The 20691-nt window shown below is 59.8% G+C and carries 19 protein-coding genes and 1 tRNA gene; 15 read left to right on the top strand and 5 right to left on the bottom strand.

Annotated features, from left to right (window positions below):
* Positions 1-3 precede the first annotated feature (3 nt).
* The 10 genes from JNM85_06365 (at position 4) to lon (ending at position 11096) form a co-directional block, all read left to right on the top strand.
* The gene (locus tag JNM85_06365; protein ID MBL8087679.1) at positions 4-2154 is read left to right on the top strand and encodes a hypothetical protein; all 2151 of its coding nucleotides are present in this window, start codon (positions 4-6) and stop codon (positions 2152-2154) included.
* 33 nt (positions 2155-2187) lie between these two features.
* Positions 2188-2505, top strand: a complete 318-nt coding sequence (locus JNM85_06360; protein MBL8087678.1) for an ATP-dependent Clp protease adaptor ClpS — start codon at positions 2188-2190, stop codon at positions 2503-2505.
* Positions 2498-2797, top strand: a complete 300-nt coding sequence (locus JNM85_06355; protein MBL8087677.1) for an ATP-dependent Clp protease adaptor ClpS — start codon at positions 2498-2500, stop codon at positions 2795-2797. The genes JNM85_06360 and JNM85_06355 overlap by 8 nt, the downstream gene beginning before the upstream one ends.
* Positions 2798-2839: 42 nt before the next feature.
* Positions 2840-3772: a thioredoxin-disulfide reductase gene (trxB, locus tag JNM85_06350; GenBank protein MBL8087676.1), complete on the top strand. Its 933-nt coding sequence runs from the start codon at positions 2840-2842 to the stop codon at positions 3770-3772.
* Complete coding sequence (locus JNM85_06345) at positions 3769-4854, top strand: hypothetical protein (protein ID MBL8087675.1); 1086 nt, start codon at positions 3769-3771, stop codon at positions 4852-4854. Before trxB ends, JNM85_06345 begins: the two co-directional genes overlap by 4 nt.
* The gene (gene mazG, locus JNM85_06340; protein MBL8087674.1) at positions 4851-5843 is read left to right on the top strand and encodes a nucleoside triphosphate pyrophosphohydrolase; all 993 of its coding nucleotides are present in this window, start codon (positions 4851-4853) and stop codon (positions 5841-5843) included. The genes JNM85_06345 and mazG overlap by 4 nt, the downstream gene beginning before the upstream one ends.
* A gap of 35 nt (positions 5844-5878) precedes the next feature.
* On the top strand, positions 5879-7951 hold the full coding sequence (uvrB, locus tag JNM85_06335; protein ID MBL8087673.1) for an excinuclease ABC subunit UvrB: 2073 nt from the start codon (positions 5879-5881) through the stop codon (positions 7949-7951).
* Between the two features lie 57 nt (positions 7952-8008).
* Positions 8009-8083 (top strand) — tRNA-Gly (locus JNM85_06330).
* Between the two features lie 93 nt (positions 8084-8176).
* Positions 8177-8638 carry an Hsp20/alpha crystallin family protein gene (locus JNM85_06325; GenBank protein MBL8087672.1) on the top strand — a complete coding sequence of 154 codons (462 nt, stop codon included), beginning with the start codon at positions 8177-8179 and terminating at the stop codon, positions 8636-8638.
* A 13-nt stretch (positions 8639-8651) separates the two neighbouring features.
* Positions 8652-11096 carry an endopeptidase La gene (gene lon, locus JNM85_06320; protein MBL8087671.1) on the top strand — a complete coding sequence of 815 codons (2445 nt, stop codon included), beginning with the start codon at positions 8652-8654 and terminating at the stop codon, positions 11094-11096.
* Here the strand turns inward: lon and JNM85_06315 are convergent.
* From JNM85_06315 to JNM85_06295, 5 genes are all read right to left on the bottom strand, one after another.
* On the bottom strand, positions 11017-12168 hold the full coding sequence (locus JNM85_06315; protein MBL8087670.1) for a hypothetical protein: 1152 nt from the start codon (positions 12166-12168) through the stop codon (positions 11017-11019). The genes lon and JNM85_06315 overlap by 80 nt on opposite strands.
* A 20-nt stretch (positions 12169-12188) precedes the next feature.
* Positions 12189-12998 (bottom strand): prepilin-type N-terminal cleavage/methylation domain-containing protein, encoded by an 810-nt coding sequence (locus tag JNM85_06310; GenBank protein ID MBL8087669.1) that lies wholly within the window; start codon positions 12996-12998, stop codon positions 12189-12191.
* Positions 12999-13109: 111 nt separating this feature from the next.
* Entirely contained in the window at positions 13110-13910 is an 801-nt protein-coding gene (locus JNM85_06305; protein ID MBL8087668.1) for an ABC-2 family transporter protein, read from the bottom strand.
* Entirely contained in the window at positions 13910-15463 is a 1554-nt protein-coding gene (locus JNM85_06300) for a site-2 protease family protein (GenBank protein ID MBL8087667.1), read from the bottom strand. The genes JNM85_06305 and JNM85_06300 overlap by 1 nt, the downstream gene beginning before the upstream one ends.
* A gap of 13 nt (positions 15464-15476) precedes the next feature.
* Entirely contained in the window at positions 15477-16601 is a 1125-nt protein-coding gene (locus JNM85_06295; GenBank protein MBL8087666.1) for a 1-deoxy-D-xylulose-5-phosphate reductoisomerase, read from the bottom strand.
* A 28-nt stretch (positions 16602-16629) separates the two neighbouring features.
* Between JNM85_06295 and lysA the strand changes: the two genes are divergently transcribed.
* From lysA to JNM85_06270, 5 genes are read left to right on the top strand one after another with little or no spacing between them, the layout of a single operon-like run.
* Positions 16630-17958, top strand: a complete 1329-nt coding sequence (gene lysA / locus JNM85_06290; protein ID MBL8087665.1) for a diaminopimelate decarboxylase — start codon at positions 16630-16632, stop codon at positions 17956-17958.
* Positions 17952-18599: a site-2 protease family protein gene (locus tag JNM85_06285; protein ID MBL8087664.1), complete on the top strand. Its 648-nt coding sequence runs from the start codon at positions 17952-17954 to the stop codon at positions 18597-18599. Before lysA ends, JNM85_06285 begins: the two co-directional genes overlap by 7 nt.
* Entirely contained in the window at positions 18596-19582 is a 987-nt protein-coding gene (gene trpS / locus JNM85_06280) for a tryptophan--tRNA ligase (GenBank protein MBL8087663.1), read from the top strand. The genes JNM85_06285 and trpS overlap by 4 nt, the downstream gene beginning before the upstream one ends.
* Positions 19579-20343, top strand: coding sequence for an HAD family hydrolase (locus JNM85_06275; GenBank protein MBL8087662.1), 765 nt, complete (start codon positions 19579-19581; stop codon positions 20341-20343). The genes trpS and JNM85_06275 overlap by 4 nt, the downstream gene beginning before the upstream one ends.
* Before the next feature lie 12 nt (positions 20344-20355).
* Positions 20356-20676 (top strand): (2Fe-2S)-binding protein, encoded by a 321-nt coding sequence (locus JNM85_06270; GenBank protein ID MBL8087661.1) that lies wholly within the window; start codon positions 20356-20358, stop codon positions 20674-20676.
* The last annotated feature ends 15 nt before the right edge of the window (positions 20677-20691 follow it).

Raw genomic sequence — 20691 nt, 5'->3', positions numbered from 1 at the left:
CTTATGGTTCACCGTACTGCCAAGCTTTTGCCGTACTTGCCGTCGATCGTCTTCGGCTTGATCCTCATGCTCGATATCGGCATGCGGGGTGGAGCCGTCGGCCCGTGGGATCAATTCGCTGGGGATACGAGCCGAGGGTGGGACGTTCTCGCTGCCGACGGAATGCTGCAGTTCGCGCCGTGGCGGTCGCTGGTGTTTGAGGGATGGTCGCAGCACCTGCTCCCCACCTGGAATTCGTACATCCTGGGCGGTACGCCGCTGCTGGCAAATTCGCAGTCGGCGGCGCTGTACCTTCCGCACATCGCCATGGGGGTCCTCGGTTTCGGATGGCAGTGGGGCATGCTAGTGCTCGCCGGGGCGCATCTCATTGTCGCGGGGTGCGGCGTGACCTTCTGCGCTTTGCGCTTGGGAGGAAGCCGCGTCTTCGCGAGTCTGGCCGGGTTGGGATTCGCGGGTTCGAGCTTCATGGTCGCCTGGACCGCCTTGCCCTCGGTACCGAGCACCGTAGCGTGGGTTCCATGGGCGCTTGGATTCTTGGTTGGATTGCACCGCGAGGAGCGCCGCATCGATCGGGTTGGATTGGCGGTAAGCGTCGCTTGCATCGTGTTCTCGGGGCACCTGCAGTTTGTCGCGTATGGATTCCTCGCGCTGGCGTTCGTATGGCTCTGGTTGACGGTGACTCAGTTGGAGTGGCGACGAAGCTTCACGAGTGCGTTGTGCATCGCACTGGGTGTCGGACTGAGTGCACCGCACTTACTCCCAGTCCTGGACTATGGAAAACACTCGCACCGCCAAAACGTCGCGAACGCCGAAGGTTACGCTGCCTACAACGCACTGTCTCTGAAGCCGTACGAATTCGCAGGGCTCTTTATTCCGCAGTCGCTGGGCGACCCGCGACAGCAGATGGAGGTTGAAGGGGTCGGACGGATCGTGGAGTTTCTCCCTGCCCTGCGCAAGCCCGGTGCCAACTTCGCCGAGTCCAGCTTCGGGCTCGGGGCGGTGCTGCTCGGCTTGCTCATAGCGGGCCGCCGAAGGCTGACCGATCCTGTTGCAGGCGCGTTCGCGGGGGTGGCGGTGCTAGGCTTGCTGCTCGCAGTCGGGTCGAGCCTGACCCAGGCGATGTACTTCTTGGTGCCGGGCTGGTCGGCGACTGGCTCACCGGCGCGCGCAGGTGTGCTTTTCTTGCTCGGACTTGCGATCTTCGCCGGGTCGCGGAACCCCGAGGAAGGGATCAGCCGGGAGGTGAAGGTGCGCGGCATCGTGGTCACAGTCGTCTTCTTGTCTTTGGGATTCGGCATCGGGGGCGGACTGTCGCCACTGGCGCTCGTTCTCGTCGGACTGGCCGTCTTACTCGGAGTTCTTCTCGTGCAGCGAGTTCAGAAGGGCCTGCTCGTCTGGGCCGTGGCCGGATTGGCCGTGCTTGCCGCGACGTTCCGCATGACTCCTGCTGGGCACCCGATGGAGTTTCCCCAGAGTTCGCCCGAGCGCCGTATCGCGGTGGTCCAAGACCGCTGGTCGCTGTACACGCGACCGAATGCTCCATTGCCGCCCAACCTGCTGACGCTTGCACGCACTCCTCAACTGAGCGGTTACGACTCGCTGATTCATGCCGATACCGCGAAGCTCTTCGAGGCGCTCAATGGCGGGCGGACATCGCCACCCGAGAACGGCAATATGATGCTGACGATGTCGAGTGCCGACCCTGCGCTCCTCGCGCAGTACGGAGTGGCAGAGGTCTGGCGTCCCCTCGCCGATGGAACCGTCGATCGTTCGCCCGTGGCTAAGGCTTGGTACTGGAAAACCGATACTGATTCCGGGCTGGATGCCAGCAGGTCCGTTCAAGGATTGAGCCTGTCGGTGAAGGGCGGCGGAACGCTCCAAGTTCGGGAGCGATTTATGGACGGTTGGAGTGCAACGGTAGATGGGAAGCCGATGACGGTGAGCGCGGACGGGGCGTGGATGAGGATCGAAGGAGTTCCGTCGGGCGATCACGAGGTCGCCCTCACGTACTTGCCTCCCAAACTAGTCACAGGGTGGTGGCTGGCCGTGGTCAGTCTGCTCGGGGTCGCTGTGCTTACCCTCACCGGATCAAGAGCTAGCCGGACGGGTGCACTGCCGGACGAAAATCCTAGCGCTGATGAGCACAGTCTTTGATACAATAGGTGCATTGATTTGCGCCGAAGTGTCATGAACTACGAACGGATGAGCCACGACATCGACAGTGAAACCGACGCGGGTTTGTCTGCGAACACCACCGTCATCGGCACGCGCCGGTGGATGGTTACGATCTTCAACAATTCGTACAACTCTGCCGATGAGGTAGTCCGCATCCTAATGGAAGCCACCGCCTGCACGCTTGAAGAGGCGGCCATCGAGACGTGGGAGGCCCACACCTACGGTCAGGCACCGGTCCATTTTGAGTCGCGCGAAGTCTGCGAGAAGGTCGCGCGAGTCATTAACCGAATCGGCGTCGTCACCGAAGTCGGCCCTGAGTTTGATGACTAAGCTTTCGACTCGCCCGCTCATAGCTCCCGACTTGACTGAGTCCACCCAGGATGCGACGGACCGCGGCTGGGTCGTGATCGTCCACGACAACGATACAAACACCGACGTAGAGGTCATGGCCATCTTGATGGTGGCGACGGGGTGCGACGAGCAAGAGGCCTTCATCGAAACGTGGGAGGTCGATGCGCTCGGCCAAAGTACGGTCCACATCGCAGCTAAACAGGAGTGCGAAAGGGCAGCCGAGATCATCCGCACGATCGGCATCAAGGTGACCGTCGAGCCGAACTTGTAGAACCGTCGCGGGCCTGTCGGAGTAGGTATTCTCAGGTCCCCTATGATTCACAGTTTGATCATCATCGGCTCTGGCCCCGCAGGCTACACGGCCGCACTTTACTCCGCCCGCGCCGATCTCAAACCGCTCCTTTTCGCGGGGCCGCAGCCAGGCGGTCAGTTGACTATCACGACCGATGTCGAGAACTACCCCGGCTTTCCGGACGGGATCATGGGCCCGGAGATGATGGAGCTTTTTGCCAAGCAAGCCTCTCGATTCGGCGCTGACATTCGGTACGAGTCGGTGACTGCGGTGGACTTCAGCGTTCGACCGTTCCGCGTGTCGGTCGGCGACCAGGTGCATGAAGCCCGCAGCGTCGTGATCGCAACCGGCGCGAGCGCAAAGTGGCTTGGAATCGAGGGCGAGAGCCACTTCGGCGGGCACGGCGTGAGCGCCTGCGCCACGTGCGACGGCTTCTTCTTCCGGAACAAGCGGGTCATCGTCATCGGCGGCGGCGACACCGCCATGGAAGAGGCCAATTACTTGACCCGCCATTGCGAGAGAGTAACACTCGTCCACCGGCGAGACGAGTTCCGTGCGAGCAAGATCATGCTGGAGCGGGTTCAAAACAACCCGAAAATCGAGATCCTCACCAATCGCTTCGTAAGCCGAATCCTCGGCCAAGAGGACCCCAAGAAGGTCACCGGCGTTATCCTCGAATCGACGCTCGATGGCTCGCAGACAGAAATGCCCATCGATGGTGTGTTCGTGGCGATCGGACACAAGCCCAACAGTGATCTCTTCGCGGGCCTGCTGGAGATGGACGAGGTCGGGTACCTCAAGGTCGCTCCCGGCTCGACGGCGACCAATATCCCGGGCGTCTTCGCTTCGGGCGACGTCGCCGACAGCGTGTATCGTCAAGCAGTGACCGCCGCGGGTACCGGCTGCATGGCCGCCATCGATGCGGAGAGGTGGCTCGAGGAAAGCCACGCATGAGATTTGGTCGGGCGGCACTGACGCTGGGTCTTTGCGTGTCCGGCCTCCCGCTGGCCGCGCAAGAGCCGCCAGCCGCCTACATGATGGAACTCCGGTCTGCAGGTCAGACCGAGACGCGCGCACTTCTGCGCATCGACAATACCAAGCTCAATCCGCCGCAGAAGTCGCCGAAGAACGAGTGGATATTTGAGTACATCGTCTCAGGGTACGGACGCCTCGTACCTGGTTCGCCGCTGAACCTGCGGTTTCGGATCTTCAGTCAGTACCGATCCTCGAAGAACGACCTCGCGATCTCCGCGAGCCGCATGTTGATGCGTCTATGGGAGTTCAACATCGACAAGCTGCGGCTAGACCACACCGAGGCGACGATGAAATTCGTGGATCTGTACCTGTGCTACGGCGGCAAGGCGGGCGGCGAACAGCTCTTCGACAAGGAGATGCGCCAGGGGATGGCCGCGATGGTGAACACGATGTACATCTACGATGTCACGAGCTTCACCGACCCTCTTGAGATGGCGCGCGAGATCGCGCACGAGTACGGCCATGCAACGCTTCCGCCGGTTGGCGGGTTTGTTGAGCCGGAAGAGTGGGCGAACGGCTACCTCGGGGAGAAACTCTATCTATCCTGGCTGGCCGAGGAGCTCGAGAGCGAACGTCTGGGCTCGAACGACGCGATGGGTGCGCCGCTCGACCGGATCCAGGCTTGGGTAACCGCAAACGTAGACCCGCTCGCCAAAGCGGTGCGCGACCAGGGGCCGAATCGAGCGCTCCTCGTCCGCAAGACGAAGGCGGCCATGGACGCCTACCTAGGGGTTGCGCTCTGGGTGGAGCGGGTCATGCCGAGCGAGATGTTTAGCCGGAGCATGGTCCTGAATACTTCGGAAAGTGCGACGGGCTTTGCCAAGTCCGCTGCCGAAGTCGCGAGCGAACAGAAGTGGGAGTACTCCGGCGCGTCGATCGGTTCGAAGATTTGGCTCCCGGTCGGGACGGCCAAGCTTAAAGGCGCTAAGGTCTTGAAACTGGTCGAAGGCTGGGCGCAAGTTCAGGTCACGGCACCCAAAGTTGAGATCACACCCCGATGATCGGTGCGTGGGTGGAGCAGCTCGTTGCTGCCGGACACGGAGAGGGGCTCCAGATCGTGACGTCGCTCGCGCATGCCGACCGTCGTCTCCCCGTCCTGCTTGTGCCTAGTGAAAAGCGACCCGAACCGACAGACGGCTGGTTCCGCCTGACGGCCTCCGGGCTCGTTCTCGGCGATGGCTTGCCCGACCCTAGCGAGCCGATCTTTTTGCCAGCGCTGCAGGGATTTATCGGGCTGGGCGGATTGGTCGCGGTCGTAGACCGCTTGCTCGGACCGGGAGGGTGCCCTTGGGACCAAGCTCAGACTCACGATTCGCTGAAGCGACACCTGCTGGAAGAGGCGTATGAGCTGATCGATGCGATCGAAGCGCGGGACGACGCACGGATGCAAGAAGAGCTCGGTGACGTCCTGTTGCAGCCCATCATGCACGCGCAGATGCGTGCGCTGGCGGGCGGGTGGAGCACTCAGGACGTGGCCCAGACGATCGTAGACAAGCTTGTCCGGCGACACCCGCACGTGTTCGGCGACGTCGAAGCGAACGATGCCGAGACCGTCCTGCGCAATTGGGACGCCATCAAGAAATCGGAGAAGGGTGAAGAGGCGAGCATCCTCGGTGGCGTGCCGCGAGCAATGGCCGCCCTCCACCGAGCTCACGAGATCAGCAAGCGAGCGGCAAGGATCGGGTTTGAGTGGCCCGACTTGGAGTCCGTTTTCGCCAAATGCGAAGAAGAGATTGCCGAGCTGCGCGAGGCGATCGGGCGCGGGCACCAGCAAGACATTGAGTCGGAAATTGGTGACTTGCTGTTCACGCTGGTGAATGTCGCGCGGTGGCTAAAGGTCGAACCCGAGGAGGCGCTGCGCAAGATGGTGGATCGCTTCACTCTGCGCTTCGAGCGGATGGAGTCGGCGGCGACCAAACCGCTCCGCGACCTCACCCCCGAAGAGTGGGACACCCTGTGGAACGCCAGCAAAGCCGCCGAACAAGAGTAGATGAACGTCTACACTAAATGGTGTAAGATATCCCCATGATCGTTCGGTACGACACACCGTTCCAACTGAGCGGAGCCTTCGAACCCAAGGGCGACCAAGAGACCGCGATCGCGGAGCTCTTGGACGGGCTCGAATCGGGCTATCGCTACCAAACGCTGCTCGGTGCGACGGGAACGGGAAAGACTTTCACAATGGCGAACGTCATCGCCAAATCCCAGCGGCCTGCGCTGATCATCGCGCATAACAAGACGCTTGCGGCCCAGCTTTGCCAAGAGTTCCGGGCGTTCTTTCCTGAGAACTCTGTCCAATATTTCATCTCGTACTACGACTATTATCAGCCGGAGGCTTACGTCCCGCAGTCGGACTTGTACATCGAGAAGGACTCAAGCGTGAACTCAGAGATCGAGCGCTTGCGGCACGCGGCGACGCAGGCGCTTCTTGAGCGTCGGGACGTGATTATCGTGGCGAGCGTGAGCTGTATCTACGGTCTGGGCTCCCCGGACACCTACGCCGAAGGAGTCGTCACGTTTCAAACCGGTAGCGAATTCAACCTCGACGAGGTCCTCACCCGACTGACGCAGATGCAGTTTGCGCGGAACGACATAGTGCTCGATCGCGGAACGTTCCGGGTGCGCGGCGACACCATCGAGATCCAACCCAAAGACGAAGAGTTGGTCACCCGAGTCGAGTTTTTCGGCGATGTTGTGGAGCGGATCCGGATCCTCGACCCGTTGACGCAGGACGTCATCGACGAGCCGAGCACCATTTCCGTTTTCCCTGCAACGCATTACGTGACTCCGTTTGACCGGCTCGACGCCGCGCTGGTGGAGATCGAACAGGAAACTCAGAGCCAGGTCGATCAGTTCAAAGCGACGGAGAAACTGCTCGAAGCGCAGCGCTTGCGGCAACGGGTCGACTTCGACGTCGAGATGATGCGCGAACTCGGCTACTGCAATGGCATCGAGAACTACTCGCGGTACTTCGATGGTCGCGAGCCCGGAACACCACCGTACACGCTCCTCGATTTCTTACCCAAGGATGCCATCGTATTTGTAGATGAATCGCACCAGACTCTTCCACAAATTCGAGCGATGTTTAATGGTGATCGTCAGCGCAAGTCGGTGTTGGTGGATTACGGTTTCCGGTTGCCGAGCGCGCTCGACAACCGTCCGCTCAAGTTCGACGAGTTCTTGGAGCGTGTGCCACAAGCGGTCTTTGTCTCGGCGACGCCGGGACCATTTGAAAAAGAGCAGTCGAGTAGCGTCGCCCAGCAAGTCATTCGCCCAACGTACGTGGTGGATCCAGCCATCTCAGTTCGGGCGACCAAGGGTCAGATCGATGATCTCATCGAGGAGATTCAGGCCCGAGTGGTACGAGGCGAGCGTACGCTGGTGACGACGCTCACCAAGCGAATGGCAGAAGACCTGACCGGGTATCTACAAGATTTGAACTTCAAGGTGAACTACATCCACTCGAACGTTCACTCGCTTGATCGGCCTGAGATCTTGAAAGACCTTAGGCTCGGTGTCTATGATGTCGTCGTCGGCGTCAATCTCCTTCGCGAAGGTCTCGACTTGCCGGAAGTCACGTTGGTCGCTATCCTCGATGCCGATAAGGAAGGGTTCCTCCGCAGCGGCACATCGCTCATCCAGACCATCGGCCGGGCCGCGCGAAACGCTAGTGGCCTGGTGATCATGTACGCCGATCGGATCACCGACTCGATGCAATTTGCCATCGATGAAACGGACCGACGCCGGGCGATTCAGCAGGCCTACAACGATAAGCATGGACTTCAGCCTGTCACGGTTAGCAAGGAGATCCGCGATACGGTTCGCAGTGCCGACGCGGTCGCGGAACTTGTGGCCCAGTACGGCGAGGATGCGAGGCTGGAAATGGAGCATGCTGGAACACCGATGCGGATCGAAGACTTGCCGCTGCTCATCACGACATTGGAGAAAGAGATGAAGGACCTTGCGCGGCTCATGGAGTTCGAGCGTGCTGCGCAAGTTCGAGATGAGATCGAGCGGCTGAGAAAGCTCATGGGAGTAACCGATGGGGCGCTGGGTCGAGAGAAACGCAAGTTGCGCCGGCCCATTCAGCGACGCTAAACTTAGGCGTCCCCCTTGACCCACAGTTCGGGATCGGGTATTGTTTACGAACTCCAAGCGGGAGTAGCTCAGTGGTAGAGCATCTCGTTGCCAACGAGAGGGTCGGGGGTTCGAATCTCCTCTCCCGCTCCAAATTTCACGGCGTCGCAAATCTGCGACGCCGTTGTTGTTTGTCCGCGCGCCCAAAGCATCGGGATTGGCGTATAGAATGGAAAAGGGGAATTGATGTCAAGTAAGGAACGCGACGAGTGGTTGTGGCAAGTTGGAACTCAGCTGCAACGGTTGAGCGAAGAGTTGGCGAACCACGCACCGCGTGTTGCTCGGGGATTGGGTTGGGCACCCCGCGTGGATATCGTCGAGTCTGAAACTCATGTCTTCGTCCGGAGCGAGGTCGCTGGCGTTGATCCCGCCGAGATGCGGATCTGCATCTATCCCGATCGGAATGTTTTGGTGTTGCGAGGGCGTCGCGACGACCCTGGTTTCGGTCCAGGTCGCGCAGGGGCGCACACGCTTGAGATCTTCTTTGGGGAATTCGAGCGCGAGGTGCAACTCCCGCAGGTGGAGTTGGCGCTGGGGATGCTCGAAGCAGAGATTCACAACGGCATGCTCATGATCTCTGTCCCAAAAGCGCCGCAAGGAGCGAACATTGCGGTTCGCCGAACCATCCGTGTGAAGAGAATTGTTTGAAGCATTGAATCCTATGGACGAACAAGAGGCAGCAGTCGAAGAGTTAGAAACATCCCTCCTGGAGGCGGTCGGCATTGAAGTAGATGACGACGAGGGCACGCTCCGGCCGGACATTCCGACGGAGATCAGCCTGTTGCCGCTGCGTGAGTCGGTGGTGTATCCCATGCTCGTTGCACCGCTGAGCGTGACCCGGGAGACCTCGATTCAGCTCATCGACGATAGTGTCGCCAGCAGCAACCGCGTGATTGGAGTGGTTGCTCAGCGCCAACCAGAGAACGAGCGGCCCGGGTTCGACGACATCTACGAAGTGGGTTGCGCGGTCATCATTCGGACGTTGGTGAAGATGCCCGAGGCGGTACGTTTGATCGTTCAAGGCGTGGCTCGATTCCGGATCGTCGAGCGGCTCAGTACCGAGCCTTATCTTCGCGCTCGCATCGAGGTCCTAGAGGAGGCCCAGATTCCCGCCGAGCGAGAAGAGGAGTTTGAGGCGTTGAGGAGGAGTGTGGCGGCCATGTTCGAGCACGCGGTCCGACTCTCCCCAACCCTGCCTGATGAGCTTCGTTCGCTGACGACCGCAGTCCAAGAGCCCGACGTGATGGCCGATCTCGTCGCGGCGCACATGAATCTGAAGGTCGAAGAAAAGCAGCAGATCCTGGAGACGCTCGACCTGCAATCGAGAATGCGAACGTTGCTGGAGATGCTGGGTCGCGAAGTTCGGGTGCTCGAACTCAGCAGCAAGGTCACCAGCGAGGTGAGCGCCGAACTGAGCAAGAGCCAGCGAGACTACTACTTGCGCGAGCAGCTCAAGGCGATCCAGCGCGAACTCGGAGAGTATGACGACCGCGCGGAAGATCTTGACGAACTTCGGTTCGCGATCGAGGAATCCGGCATGCCTGCGGACGCTCTGAAAGAAGTCAACCGAGAGTTCGACCGGCTGCGGAGAATGAATCCGGGTGCACCTGAGTACACCGTCGCCCGAACTTACGTCGAGACGATGATCGCGGTCCCGTGGTCCAAGGCGACGGTCGATCACTTGGAGCTCAAGGAAGTTCGAACCGTGCTCGATAGCGAACACTTTGGTCTCGACAAAATCAAGGAGCGGATCACGGAGTTTCTCGCCGTGCGCAAGGTCAAAGGGACCGCATCGGTGCGTCAGCCCATTCTATGTTTCGTGGGCCCGCCTGGTGTAGGCAAGACGTCCTTGGGACGTAGCATTGCGTCGGCGATGGGTCGCAAGTTTGTACGCATCTCCCTGGGCGGTATGCGCGACGAGGCCGAGATTCGCGGGCACCGGCGCACCTACATCGGGGCGCTTCCAGGGCAGATCATCCAGGGGTTGCGCCGCGCCGAGAGCAAGAACCCCGTCTTCGTATTGGACGAGATCGACAAACTTGGAAACGATTTCCGCGGCGACCCCTCGTCGGCGCTCCTGGAGGTGCTGGACCCGGAGCAGAACTTTTCGTTTCGCGATCACTATCTGGATACGCCGTTCGATCTGAGTCAGTCGTTCTTCATCACCACCGCCAATCGCTTGGACACGATCCCTGCGCCGTTGCGAGACCGGATGGAGATCATCGAGCTCGGCGGCTACACCGAGGAAGAGAAACTCCAAATTGCGATTCGGCACTTGATTCCGAAGCAGACTGAAGAGCACGGGTTGAAGCCGAGCCAGATCGCGTGGCAGGACGATGCCATCCGGCTCCTGATTCGCAGCTACACCCGAGAAGCGGGCGTGCGCACTTTGGAGCGAGAAGTTGCGAGCGTCACCCGGAAGGCGACGATGAAGTTCGCCGAGGGCCGTAAAGGAAAGCTGACGGTAACCACCAAATTTGTCGAAGAGGCGCTCGGTGCGCCGCGATTTATTCACGACGAGGTGGAGGAACGCGAGCTCAAGCCGGGGATGGCGGTGGGGCTGGCGTGGACGCCGGTGGGCGGCGACGTGCTGTTCATCGAGTCGGTACGGATGCCGGGCACCAAGGGGCTCATCGTCACCGGCCAATTGGGCGACGTGATGAAGGAGAGCATTCAGGCAGCCCTAAGCTATGTGCGCAGCAACGCTGCGCGGCTGAAGGTGGACCTGAGCGAGTTTGAGAAGCAGGAAGTGCATGTACACGTCCCGGCGGGCGCGGTGCCCAAAGACGGCCCTAGCGCAGGCGTGACGATGATGACGGCGCTAACGTCGCTGCTGACGGGCCGGAGCGTCAAAGCCCGCCTCGCGATGACTGGAGAAATGACCCTGACAGGGCAAGTGTTGCCGGTGGGAGGGATCAAGGAGAAGATCCTGGCTGCGTATCGCGCGGGGGTCAAGACGGTGATTCTGCCCGATGCGAATCGCAAGGACTTCATGGAAGACGTGCCACCCGAGATTCGTGAACAGCTCAAGGCTTACTTCGTGAAGAGCGCGGACCAGGTGTTGAAGTTGGCTTTGGAGCCGGGAAGCCTCCGTCAGAAAAGATAGTCGACTTCTTCTTCCGCAAGCTGGCGATATTGAAGTCTGCGAGTACGGCGAGATTGCTTGATGCACGTTCGTTGGCGACCGCCGAATGCTCGCACCGAAGTTTGCCGCTGAACCAGATGTAGTCCGTCCGCTTGAGGGGCATTTTCGCGCTGGATGTGTAGCCCATCCCCAAGCCAGAGTCAGCAAATGCGTCAGAAAATCGCGAGCCAAACTGGCGGTAGAAGAGCCCGTTTGGGTTTGTATAGAAACTGCCGGCGAGGATGTTGTCGCCCTCTTGCGGGATGGCTCTGAGCACCGCTTCGTAGAGTTTTCTTCGGCCGTCAAGATCCATGGGAGGATCGCCATCGGAGGGGATGAGGTTCACGTTATAGACGCTGATCCGCTGTCCCTTGACGTTCAGATCGACCCGGAGCAGGCTACGGCGCTCGTGCAGACCGGGGAGCTCCACAAAGTCTTTCCCCACGATTGGGTACCGCGTTCCGATGAGCGAGTCACCCGTAGTCACTAGACGGTAGTTCTTGAACTGGGCTCTCAGCTCGCGTTCGATGCTCAGCTTCAGCCCGAAATCATACATCCCTTGGATGCAGAAGACGTCGGCCTTCCGGCGTTTGATGACGGACGCTACGTTGACGGCCCCTGCGTCACCCTCTTGGATGTTAAGCGTGACGACCCTGAAGTTCCCATCCGCAGAATCCCTGCCGAACGGGAAGTACGGGCGCACGATGAAGAGCACCGTGAGAAGCAGCACCGCGCTGGCCACCAGGATGGCCATCCGTCCTGCCTTGCGTGTCGCGGCGGTGATGAGCAAAAGGAGGGGAGGGAAGAGCCAGGCGGTGCTGGGCATCTGTGCGATCTTATTGGTGAGTTCGAACAGCTCCGGCGAGCCATAGTAGATCCACATCAGGAGCACGAAGAATCCGGCCCACGCGAGGCAAAAGTTGCGCGTGGAGAACCAGGTCTGCCACCAAGTAGCGACCTCTTCTTCGAATTCCAAATTCACTCTGCTTGGATTATCGGCCAAGTTGGGTCCAGTCCAAAGCACGATGGCCCAAACCAAAGCGGTTTGGGCCATCTCGGAGATCTTAGGGCGGCTTAGTCGCCGTCGCCGTTCCAGTAGCGATTCACTTCAGCCTCGGTCGTACCCTTGGCTTTCAGGCTCGCAATCGGTCGCGATTTGGCGTGTCCATCAAGGAAAACGGCCATGACGCTCTTAGAGTCGTACCGGCCCCAGAGCTGTCCCTGTGAGCGAGCATCGGGATAGGTGCCGGACCAACCCGCGTAGGTTGTTCCGCTCACCGCGAACGGTGGCTCAATCCGTGCGTAGCCAATCGTGCTCGCAATCCCACGCAGATTCTTCATGGTCGATTCGCCGAACATGATGGTGCTTGCGCAGTTGGGGAGCGCGGTGGCGGAAACGCCGGAGTAAATGATCGCGGGTCGGCTGAAGAACGTGGTCGTGCCAACGTTTCGGTTCAGATACTGATAGTTGTAGCCGAAGCTGGGGGTCGAGCCGTACAGGTAGTAATACCAGGCACCGGTCTTGTCGAATCGACCCTTACCGTCCGTGCCCGTAAGAGCCGGATCGGTGGCGGTGTCACCGGGTGCGATGAACAGCTCAAGGTTCTTAGTGTATGGTTGAAGCAGTAGCGGGTAGTAGTACTGACCCTGAGACGAGGGGTACTGACTGATGCTCGAATCAAGCACGTAGATCGGCACGGTGGTGTCGTCCGCATCTGCCTGGTAGAGCATGGTCGCGACGCCGATCTGTTTGACGTTGCTGAGAGCTCCTGTTCTCTTTGCAGCAACTTTGGCCGACGCGAAAACTGGGAAGAGGATCGCCGCAAGGATCGCGATAATCGCGATGACGACCAGCAATTCAATTAGAGTAAAAGCTTTTCGCATGACAATGAAAGTATTTGCCTTCTTTGCTGAAGCTTTTATGCCTGAGATGACGATAGAATGACGCGAGGAACTTGAAACTTTCGTGCAATTACACCGTGCACGTGACCATCATCACATGCCCACGCCGGTGTACCGTTTGATCCCGCCACGCCACAGTACCCGCAGAAGCACGATCGAGCCGAGAATCCATGCGACCTGCCCAAGGATCATCATCCAAGCGTGATCGCCTTGAAGTTTCCCAATGGCGATCTCGGTCGGGACTCCGGTCGTGAAGAAGAACGGGAAGGCGTAAATCAAGTTCTGCGCCCACTGCGGGAGCATGGAGACGGGGAATAGCTGCCCGCTCAGGAACATCATTGGGAAGTAATAGAGCTCGAAGACCGTGCTGCAATCTTCCAGATACAGGGCAATCAGTCCAAAGGCAATCACGAAGGTGATGCTCAAGATGTGCCCAAGGACAAGCGCAGTCAAGAACTGCGGACCGAGGTTGAGGGACCCGAGCGAGAATCGGTTCGCATAGACAAGCCCATATATGATGAGCGCGGGAATCGTGAATAAGGTGCGCCAGACCCTCCAAGCGAGGTTGCGCATGAACGTGAACCGGAAGTGAGAGATTGGCCGCACGATTTGCGCCGAAAAGATCCCTTCTTTGATCTCCTGACCCATCTCCCACATAAAGTGGCTCTGGATGAACGACGTGCAGAAGAGAAGAACCGCGAAGTAACGGAAGAACCCAGCCGAGTCGTAGCCTCCGAGTGTCCCGCTACCCGATGCTGCGCTGAGGACAAGCGGCATCGCGAACATGCTGACGGCGTCAGTGAGCAGCCAGATGACCCAAACGGCAGGGTACGCGCGCCCCTCGCGTAAGTAAACGCGGGTGATCGCCCAGTGGTGCCAGAAGGTCCGGCGCACTACTTTGGTCCCAGGGTTCGACCGAGGTCAAGCAGAATCACGAGTGTCATCAAACCCAGGACGAAGAAGAAGCCGACGGTGGAAACTGTTTGCTGGACACGCATGCTCAGTCGCTTGCCACGGCGCAGGAGTTCCGCGGTTGCCACGACCATCTGACCGCCATCGAGCGGCGGGACGGGCAGCAGGTTCATCACTCCCAGAGAGATGCTGAGCAAGCCGGCGAGTCGGAGCACCGAAGCGAAACCGTTCTGACTCGCTTCGTGGACCCCCTGTGCGACTGCCGCAGGGCCGCCAATTTGGTCCTTGGCGGTCGAAGGGGCGCGGACGATGGAACCCAGTCCGGCGACGATGGCGACTGGGGCCATTGCGGCACTTTGGACTGCCTCGCCCACTCCCACGCGTACCATGCCCGGATAGGCACCGATTTGGCCGACATGAGCCTTGTCGCTAGAAAAGGTGCCGTCTGGCTTCATCAGAGGAATCAAATCCGCGCTTGATGCGGGCGTGACTCGGATCTGTTGTGGGCTGCCCTTTCGCTGAATCGAGAAAAGTAGCTCCTTGCCCGCACTCTTCTGCACCACCAGCATCATGTCGCTCCACTTGCTCACCGGCTTGTTGTCGATCGACTTGATTTCGTCGCCCTTGCGCAGGCCCGCCAGGGCGGCCGGTTTGCCGGGGATCAGGTCTCCGAGCACGGCTCGCTCAGTAACCTTGCCGGAAGCGACAATGACGCCGCTGAGCAATATGATTCCGAAGACGATGCTAAACAGCGGACCTGCAAATAGCACCATGAGTCGTGCAAAGGGGGATTTGGAGTAGAAGCCCGATTCGATCTTCGTCTCGCTGCCATCGGGCTTAGGGTGCATCCCTTTGATGGATGCAAATCCGCCGAGCGGAAGCAACAGCAGTGAGAACTCCGTTCCATGACGGTCCTTCCTGGACAAGAGCGGTCGGAAGCTCACCGGGACCTGCTCACCGTCGATGTCCAGTTGCCCGGCTCCGTGAGGTGCATCATCCGCCTTGTTCATCACTGGCTGATAGTAGAGGATCAGCAGCGAGATCAAGCTGGCATAGAAGAGGACCCCGAGAACGGTGTGCAGCGTAAGTCCCTGTAGTCGCGTCGAGAACGCAGTGAATGCACCGCCGATCGCCCACGCGGTCAGCAGCCCTCGGATCCCCACGAAAGCCTCGATGTGGTACAGCGCCTGGAGCCGCAACGTGATCCAAACAGGAAGCACAATGGCTAGGATCAGAAGCCCGATCGTGTACGGAACTAACAGCCCGTTAAGTCCGCCCGCAGCCGTGAGCACCGCGCCGACAGCCGCCAAATCGAGGACCAGGACTTTGGGTGCCATGGGACGCTCCAAGCGGTCGTCCAAGTTTGTGGATCGAATGCCGCCCATCATGACGGCAAACGCGTCAACCTTCATCCCGAAGAGCCGAGCAAACCAAAAGTGGCCCAACTCATGGACGGCGACCAGGATCGTAATCACGATCATGAACACCGCTCCGGTCTTCAGGTAGTCCAGCAGAGTCACGAGAGAGCTTTCCATGGTTAATAAGATTCTAAGCGGATTTGTAGATGGACTGGGCCTCATGGCGTGCCCACGCATCGAACTCCAGTAGCACTTCAAGCGAAACCGGAGCGGGTGTATGGCGCGACATGACCTCTTCTACGACATCCATCATCTGTAGGAAGCCGCATTCGCCTCGTAAAAATGCGTTCGCCGCATCTTCGTTGGCTGCATTCAAGACGCACGGCATCGTGCCACCGATTCGAGCCGCCTCACGAGCAAGGTGGAGCGAGCGAAACGTGTCCAGGTCCGGCGGCTCGAAGGTGAGGGTGGAAGTCTCTGTTGGGTTCCACGGCTTGAGATCGTTCGGCACTCGGTCGGGGTAACTGAGGGCAAACAAGATCGGCAGGCGCATATTCGGCCAACCGCACTGCCCCAGCACACTCCCGTCGTTGAACTTAACGAACGAGTGCACGATGCTCTGAGGGTGAACACAAACATCGATGCGCTCGACGGGTACATCGAAGAGCCATCGGGCCTCGATCATCTCCAACCCCTTGTTCATGAGCGTTGCTGAGTCCACCGTGATCTTCCCACCCATCGACCACGTCGGGTGGTTGAGCGCTTGCGCCGGGGTGATCTGTTCCAGGTCCGTACGGGTCTTGCCTCGGAATGGGCCACCGCTCGCAGTCAGGATGAGCGAATGGACATCGTGTGGGCGTGAGCCGAGCAGGCACTGGAAGAGCGCCGAGTGCTCACTATCGATGGGGGTCATCAAGACCGAGTGCTCGCGAAGCAACGGCATCACGACTTCGCCAGCGGCGACCAGGACCTCCTTGCTCGCAAGGGCGATCTGTTTGCCCGCGCGAATCGCTGCGAGCGTGGGCAACAGTCCAATCACGCCGGAGACGCAAACCACGACAATATCGACACCAGTGAGCGTCGCAATGTGCGAGATCCCGTCGATCCCGGAGTGCGCATTCAGCGCTTGGGCAGCTGAAGGATCCATCATGGCCAGCCGCTGAACGCCAAACTCAGCTGCCTGCTTGCGAACAGCTTCGACATTGTGGTGAGCCGCAAGGGCAACGACCTTGAATCGATCCGGGTGTGCTCGGCAGATGTCTAGAGTCTGGATCCCGATGCTGCCCGTGCTTCCAAGGATGGCGATGCGCTTCACACCGGAATATTAGCAGTCCTGGCTTGGGATGCGCCGCGTGCTAAACTCACTGGAGCCGATGCTGCCTCCGACTTGGGAGACCCCATTCCGACTTGACGCCGACCTGGCTCGCTCCCTCGCCGAGACCTGGGGGACTCCGCTGTACGTCCTGGACGAGGCCACACTCCGGTACCGTGCGCAGCGCTACCACGAGGCGCTTGCCGCCTCGACTCCGAGCTATTCGCTCACTTACGCGAGCAAGGCCAACTCGACTTTCGCGGTCTTGGCGATTCTGGCCCAAGAAGGCTGTACCATCGACTGCGCCAGCGAGGGTGAACTCGAAGCCGCGCGCAGGGCCGGGGTGCCCGCATCAAGCTGCAACCTGCACGGGAATAACAAGCCCCGCCAGGCACTTGAAACCGCCTGCGAGCGGGGCATCCACGAGATCATCGTTGACAGTTACACGGACATCGACCACTTGATCGCGATCCAGCGTGCGGGCGGCCAAGTGCCCGATCTGCTGATTCGCCTGGCACCCGGAGTCAACCCGAAGACCCATGTGTGGATCTCAACGGGACAGTCCGAGACCAAGTTTGGATTCCAGATCGCAGACGGTGCCGCTGAAGCCGCGGTGAAGCGCATGTTAGACGGCGGCCTTCCCCTACGAGGAGTGCACTGCCACGTCGGTTCGCAGTTGCTCGATTCCGATTCGCAAGTGCAGGGGGGAATCGCGATCGCGGCATTCGCTGTCCGAATGGCGCAGCTTCACAGAATGCCGCTGGAACGGGTCAACATTGGCGGCGGACTGGGCGTGCAGTATTCGGATGAGGACAATCCGATTGCGCTGCAGCAGTACTGTCTGGAGATCGCCCAAGCGGTTCGAGCGGTTTGTGAACCGTACGGCTATTCGCCAGCGCTGGTGCACGAGCCCGGTCGTAGTATGGTTAGCCATGCCTGCGTATCTTTATACACACTAGGCGAGAAGAAGTTTGCCCCGGTGCACAAGTATTGGAGCGTGGATGGTGGGCTTAGCGACAACCCGCGGCCAGCACTGTACGATGCACGGTACTCCGTCGAAGTGGTCGGACGAGACGGCCCCACAGAAACGGTGACCGTGTCTGGATCGCACTGCGAGGTAGACGAACTCTTTGCGGATGTTTCGTTGCCTGTTAGCTCGCAGGCCGGTGACCTCCTGCAAGTGCTCAGCACGGGCGCGTACAATGCATCGATGGCCAGCAACTACAATCGCTTTTGCCGACCCGCAGCTGTGCTGCGGCGGTTGGACGGTTCGGTGGAGTTGGTCCAAACCCGCGAAACGCACGATCAACTGTTTGCGCGCGAGGTCCTTCCGAACGATTTGCGGAGCGAACCATGCTAGATCCTAAAGAGCCAATGGGCATTTTCCTGACCATCGTCATGGTCCTGCTCTCGATCGGAATTCATGAGTTCGCCCACGCCAAAGTGGCGGATTCGGCAGGTGATCCCACCCCGCGAGCACACGGACGGGTCACGCTCAACATCTTCAACCACATCGATCCTATCGGTGGAATCATGATCGTGCTGATGACGATGAGTGGATACGGGATCGGCTGGGGGCGACCTGTCCCCATGGATCCGGGCCGCATGCGAAATCCGCGATGGGACCACTTCGCGGCGGTGGCGGCGGGACCCATCAGTAATCTCATCCAGGCTGGCGTCTACGCGATCATCTATCGTTCGCTGCTCATCTTCAACATCAATCCTGGTCCTGCTGTCCTGTTCTTCATCCTGATCGGCGTCCTGGTCAATGTGGGTCTCTTCCTGTTCAACTTAATCCCGCTTGGACCCCTCGACGGGATGTGGCTACTGAGTGCGTTCTTGCACGGACCGAGTCGCATCAGCTGGATCCGCTGGAACCTGACCATGGGCTCGTTCGCGCTCCTTGGCATCATTCTCATCAGCCAGGTCGCCAATGTGAATCTGCTCGGCTACATTCTTGGCCCCGTCCGGGAGCAGCTGACTCAACTACTTCTCGGATGACGAAACAACGGATTCTCAGCGGCATGAGGGCGACGAGCCCGCGACTCCACCTCGGCAACTACGAGGGGGCACTCCGGCCATGGATTGTGCTCCAAGAGCAATATGAGATGTACTGCATGGTCGCCGACTGGCACGTCCTGACGACCGCCGCGGAAGAACACTTTGACGTCGCTCACAATACGCGCGAAGTCGCGAAGGACTTTGTTGCGGCAGGGCTAGACCCGGACAAGTGCGCGATCTTCCGACAGTCGGATGTCAAGGAGCACGCTGAGCTGGCGCTGCTGCTCGGTATGGTCGTGGGCGTAGGGAAGTTGGAGCGCACGCCGACCTACAAGGAGAAGGCCGATGAGGTCAAGAGCGGCGGGATCGTGAGTTACGGGCTTTTGGGTTACCCTGTGCTCCAGGCCGCAGACATCCTGCTTTACAAGCCTTACGCGGTTCCGGTCGGCCGCGATCAGGCGCCGCACCTCGAGTTGTCGCGAGAGATCGGGAGGTCGTTCAATGCTCTATTTGGAGAAGTCTTCCCGGACTTCAAGGACCTGATCAATGACGACGAATTGCTGTCGAAGCTGCCTGGCCTGGACATGCGAAAGATGAGCAAATCGTATGGAAACTGCATCTGGCTAAACTCCAATGCCGACGAGCTCGCCGAACAGATCAAGTCCGCCTTTACGACTCCGACAAAGATGCGCAAGACGGACCCCGGCATCCCCGAGGGGTGCGCCGTGTGTCAGTACCTACGCGTGTACTCTCCCGATTGGGAGCGGCAGTGGGCCGAGGACGTCGCAGGCGAGCGCGGATGCATGCAGAGCAAGAAGGAGCTCACTGAGATCCTCGTCGCATTGCTTCAGCCGATTTGGGATCGGCGCGCACAGCTTGATGACGCCACGATCGAAGACATTTTGCAGCGTGGCGCGGAGCGTGCTCGGGCCACCGCTGCCCAAACCATGGACGAAGTCAGGACGGCGATGAAGCTGAAATGAGTGCGGACTTAAGCGCAGTTCGCGCAATCTATTTCGACCTCGATGACACGCTGTGCGGCTACTGGGACGCCTGCAAAGCCGCTTTGCGCATCGCCTTTCAGCAGCACCCCGCGGGCGATGCGGATCCCGAGACGATGGTGCGCCACTGGGCCGCTGCATTTCGCGTCTTTGGCAAGAACCTGAAGCAGACCCACTGGTACCCGGTCTACCTAAAGACGGGCAAACCGACGCGCATCGAGCAGATGCGACTGATGCTGGAGAGCTTCGATATCCACGATCAAGACCACGCCGAACGGTTGGCTGAGACCTATAGCGTCGAACGCGACCGGGCTTTGCGTCTCTTTCCCGAATCGCATGAGGTGCTGGAACTACTCACGGGTCGTTACCCCATGGGACTGATCACGAACGGGCCTGCAGATATCCAGCGCCAAGAGATCAACACACTCGGGATCGAACACTTCTTCGACCACATTTACATCGAGGGGGAGTTGGGAGAGGGCAAGCCGCTTCCGTCCGTCTTTGAGCGGGCCCGGCGGGCGGTGGGATGTGAACCGCACCAAGTGTTGATGGTCGGTAATTCGTACGGCCACGATATCAAGGGGGCGATCGAGGCAGGTTGGCGCACAGTATGGATCCGCCGCTCCAGCGATGTTCCGCCGAGCGCGGATGGTAATGCCCAGCCCGAAGAGCGTCCGGAAGGTGATCCTGCACCGGATATGGTGATCGGGGATCTGCGCGAGTTTCTCCCGGCGCTCGGCTAGTAAACTCTGGGCATGTCGCACTCAGTCACTGCCGAGGGTTTCGGCACATTCGCCGTCGAACCGGGCACAAAACTTGTCAATGCGCTTGAACAGAACGGGGTGGACGTCAGCCACCGATGCGGTGGCAACGCTCGATGCACTACTTGCCGGGTGAAGTTCCACAGCCAAGAGCCCGCGATGGGTCAAGTGGAGCACGACTGCCTTGAAGAGGACGGCGTGCTCGGCGAGTTTCGACTGAGTTGCCAAGTCCGGGTGGAGTCGGACATGCACGTCGAGGTTTTGATGCGGGCGAGCGTCCAAGAATGGGAGCCGGGCCCGACGGTCGAACCGTAAGGCCGGGTACTTTCT

The sequence above is a fragment of the Chthonomonas sp. genome (assembly GCA_016788115.1).
Taxonomy (GTDB): Bacteria; Armatimonadota; Fimbriimonadia; order Fimbriimonadales; family Fimbriimonadaceae; genus UBA2391.
Note: the sequence above shows the minus strand (reverse complement) of the source record. Positions and strands in the feature narration are given on the sequence as shown.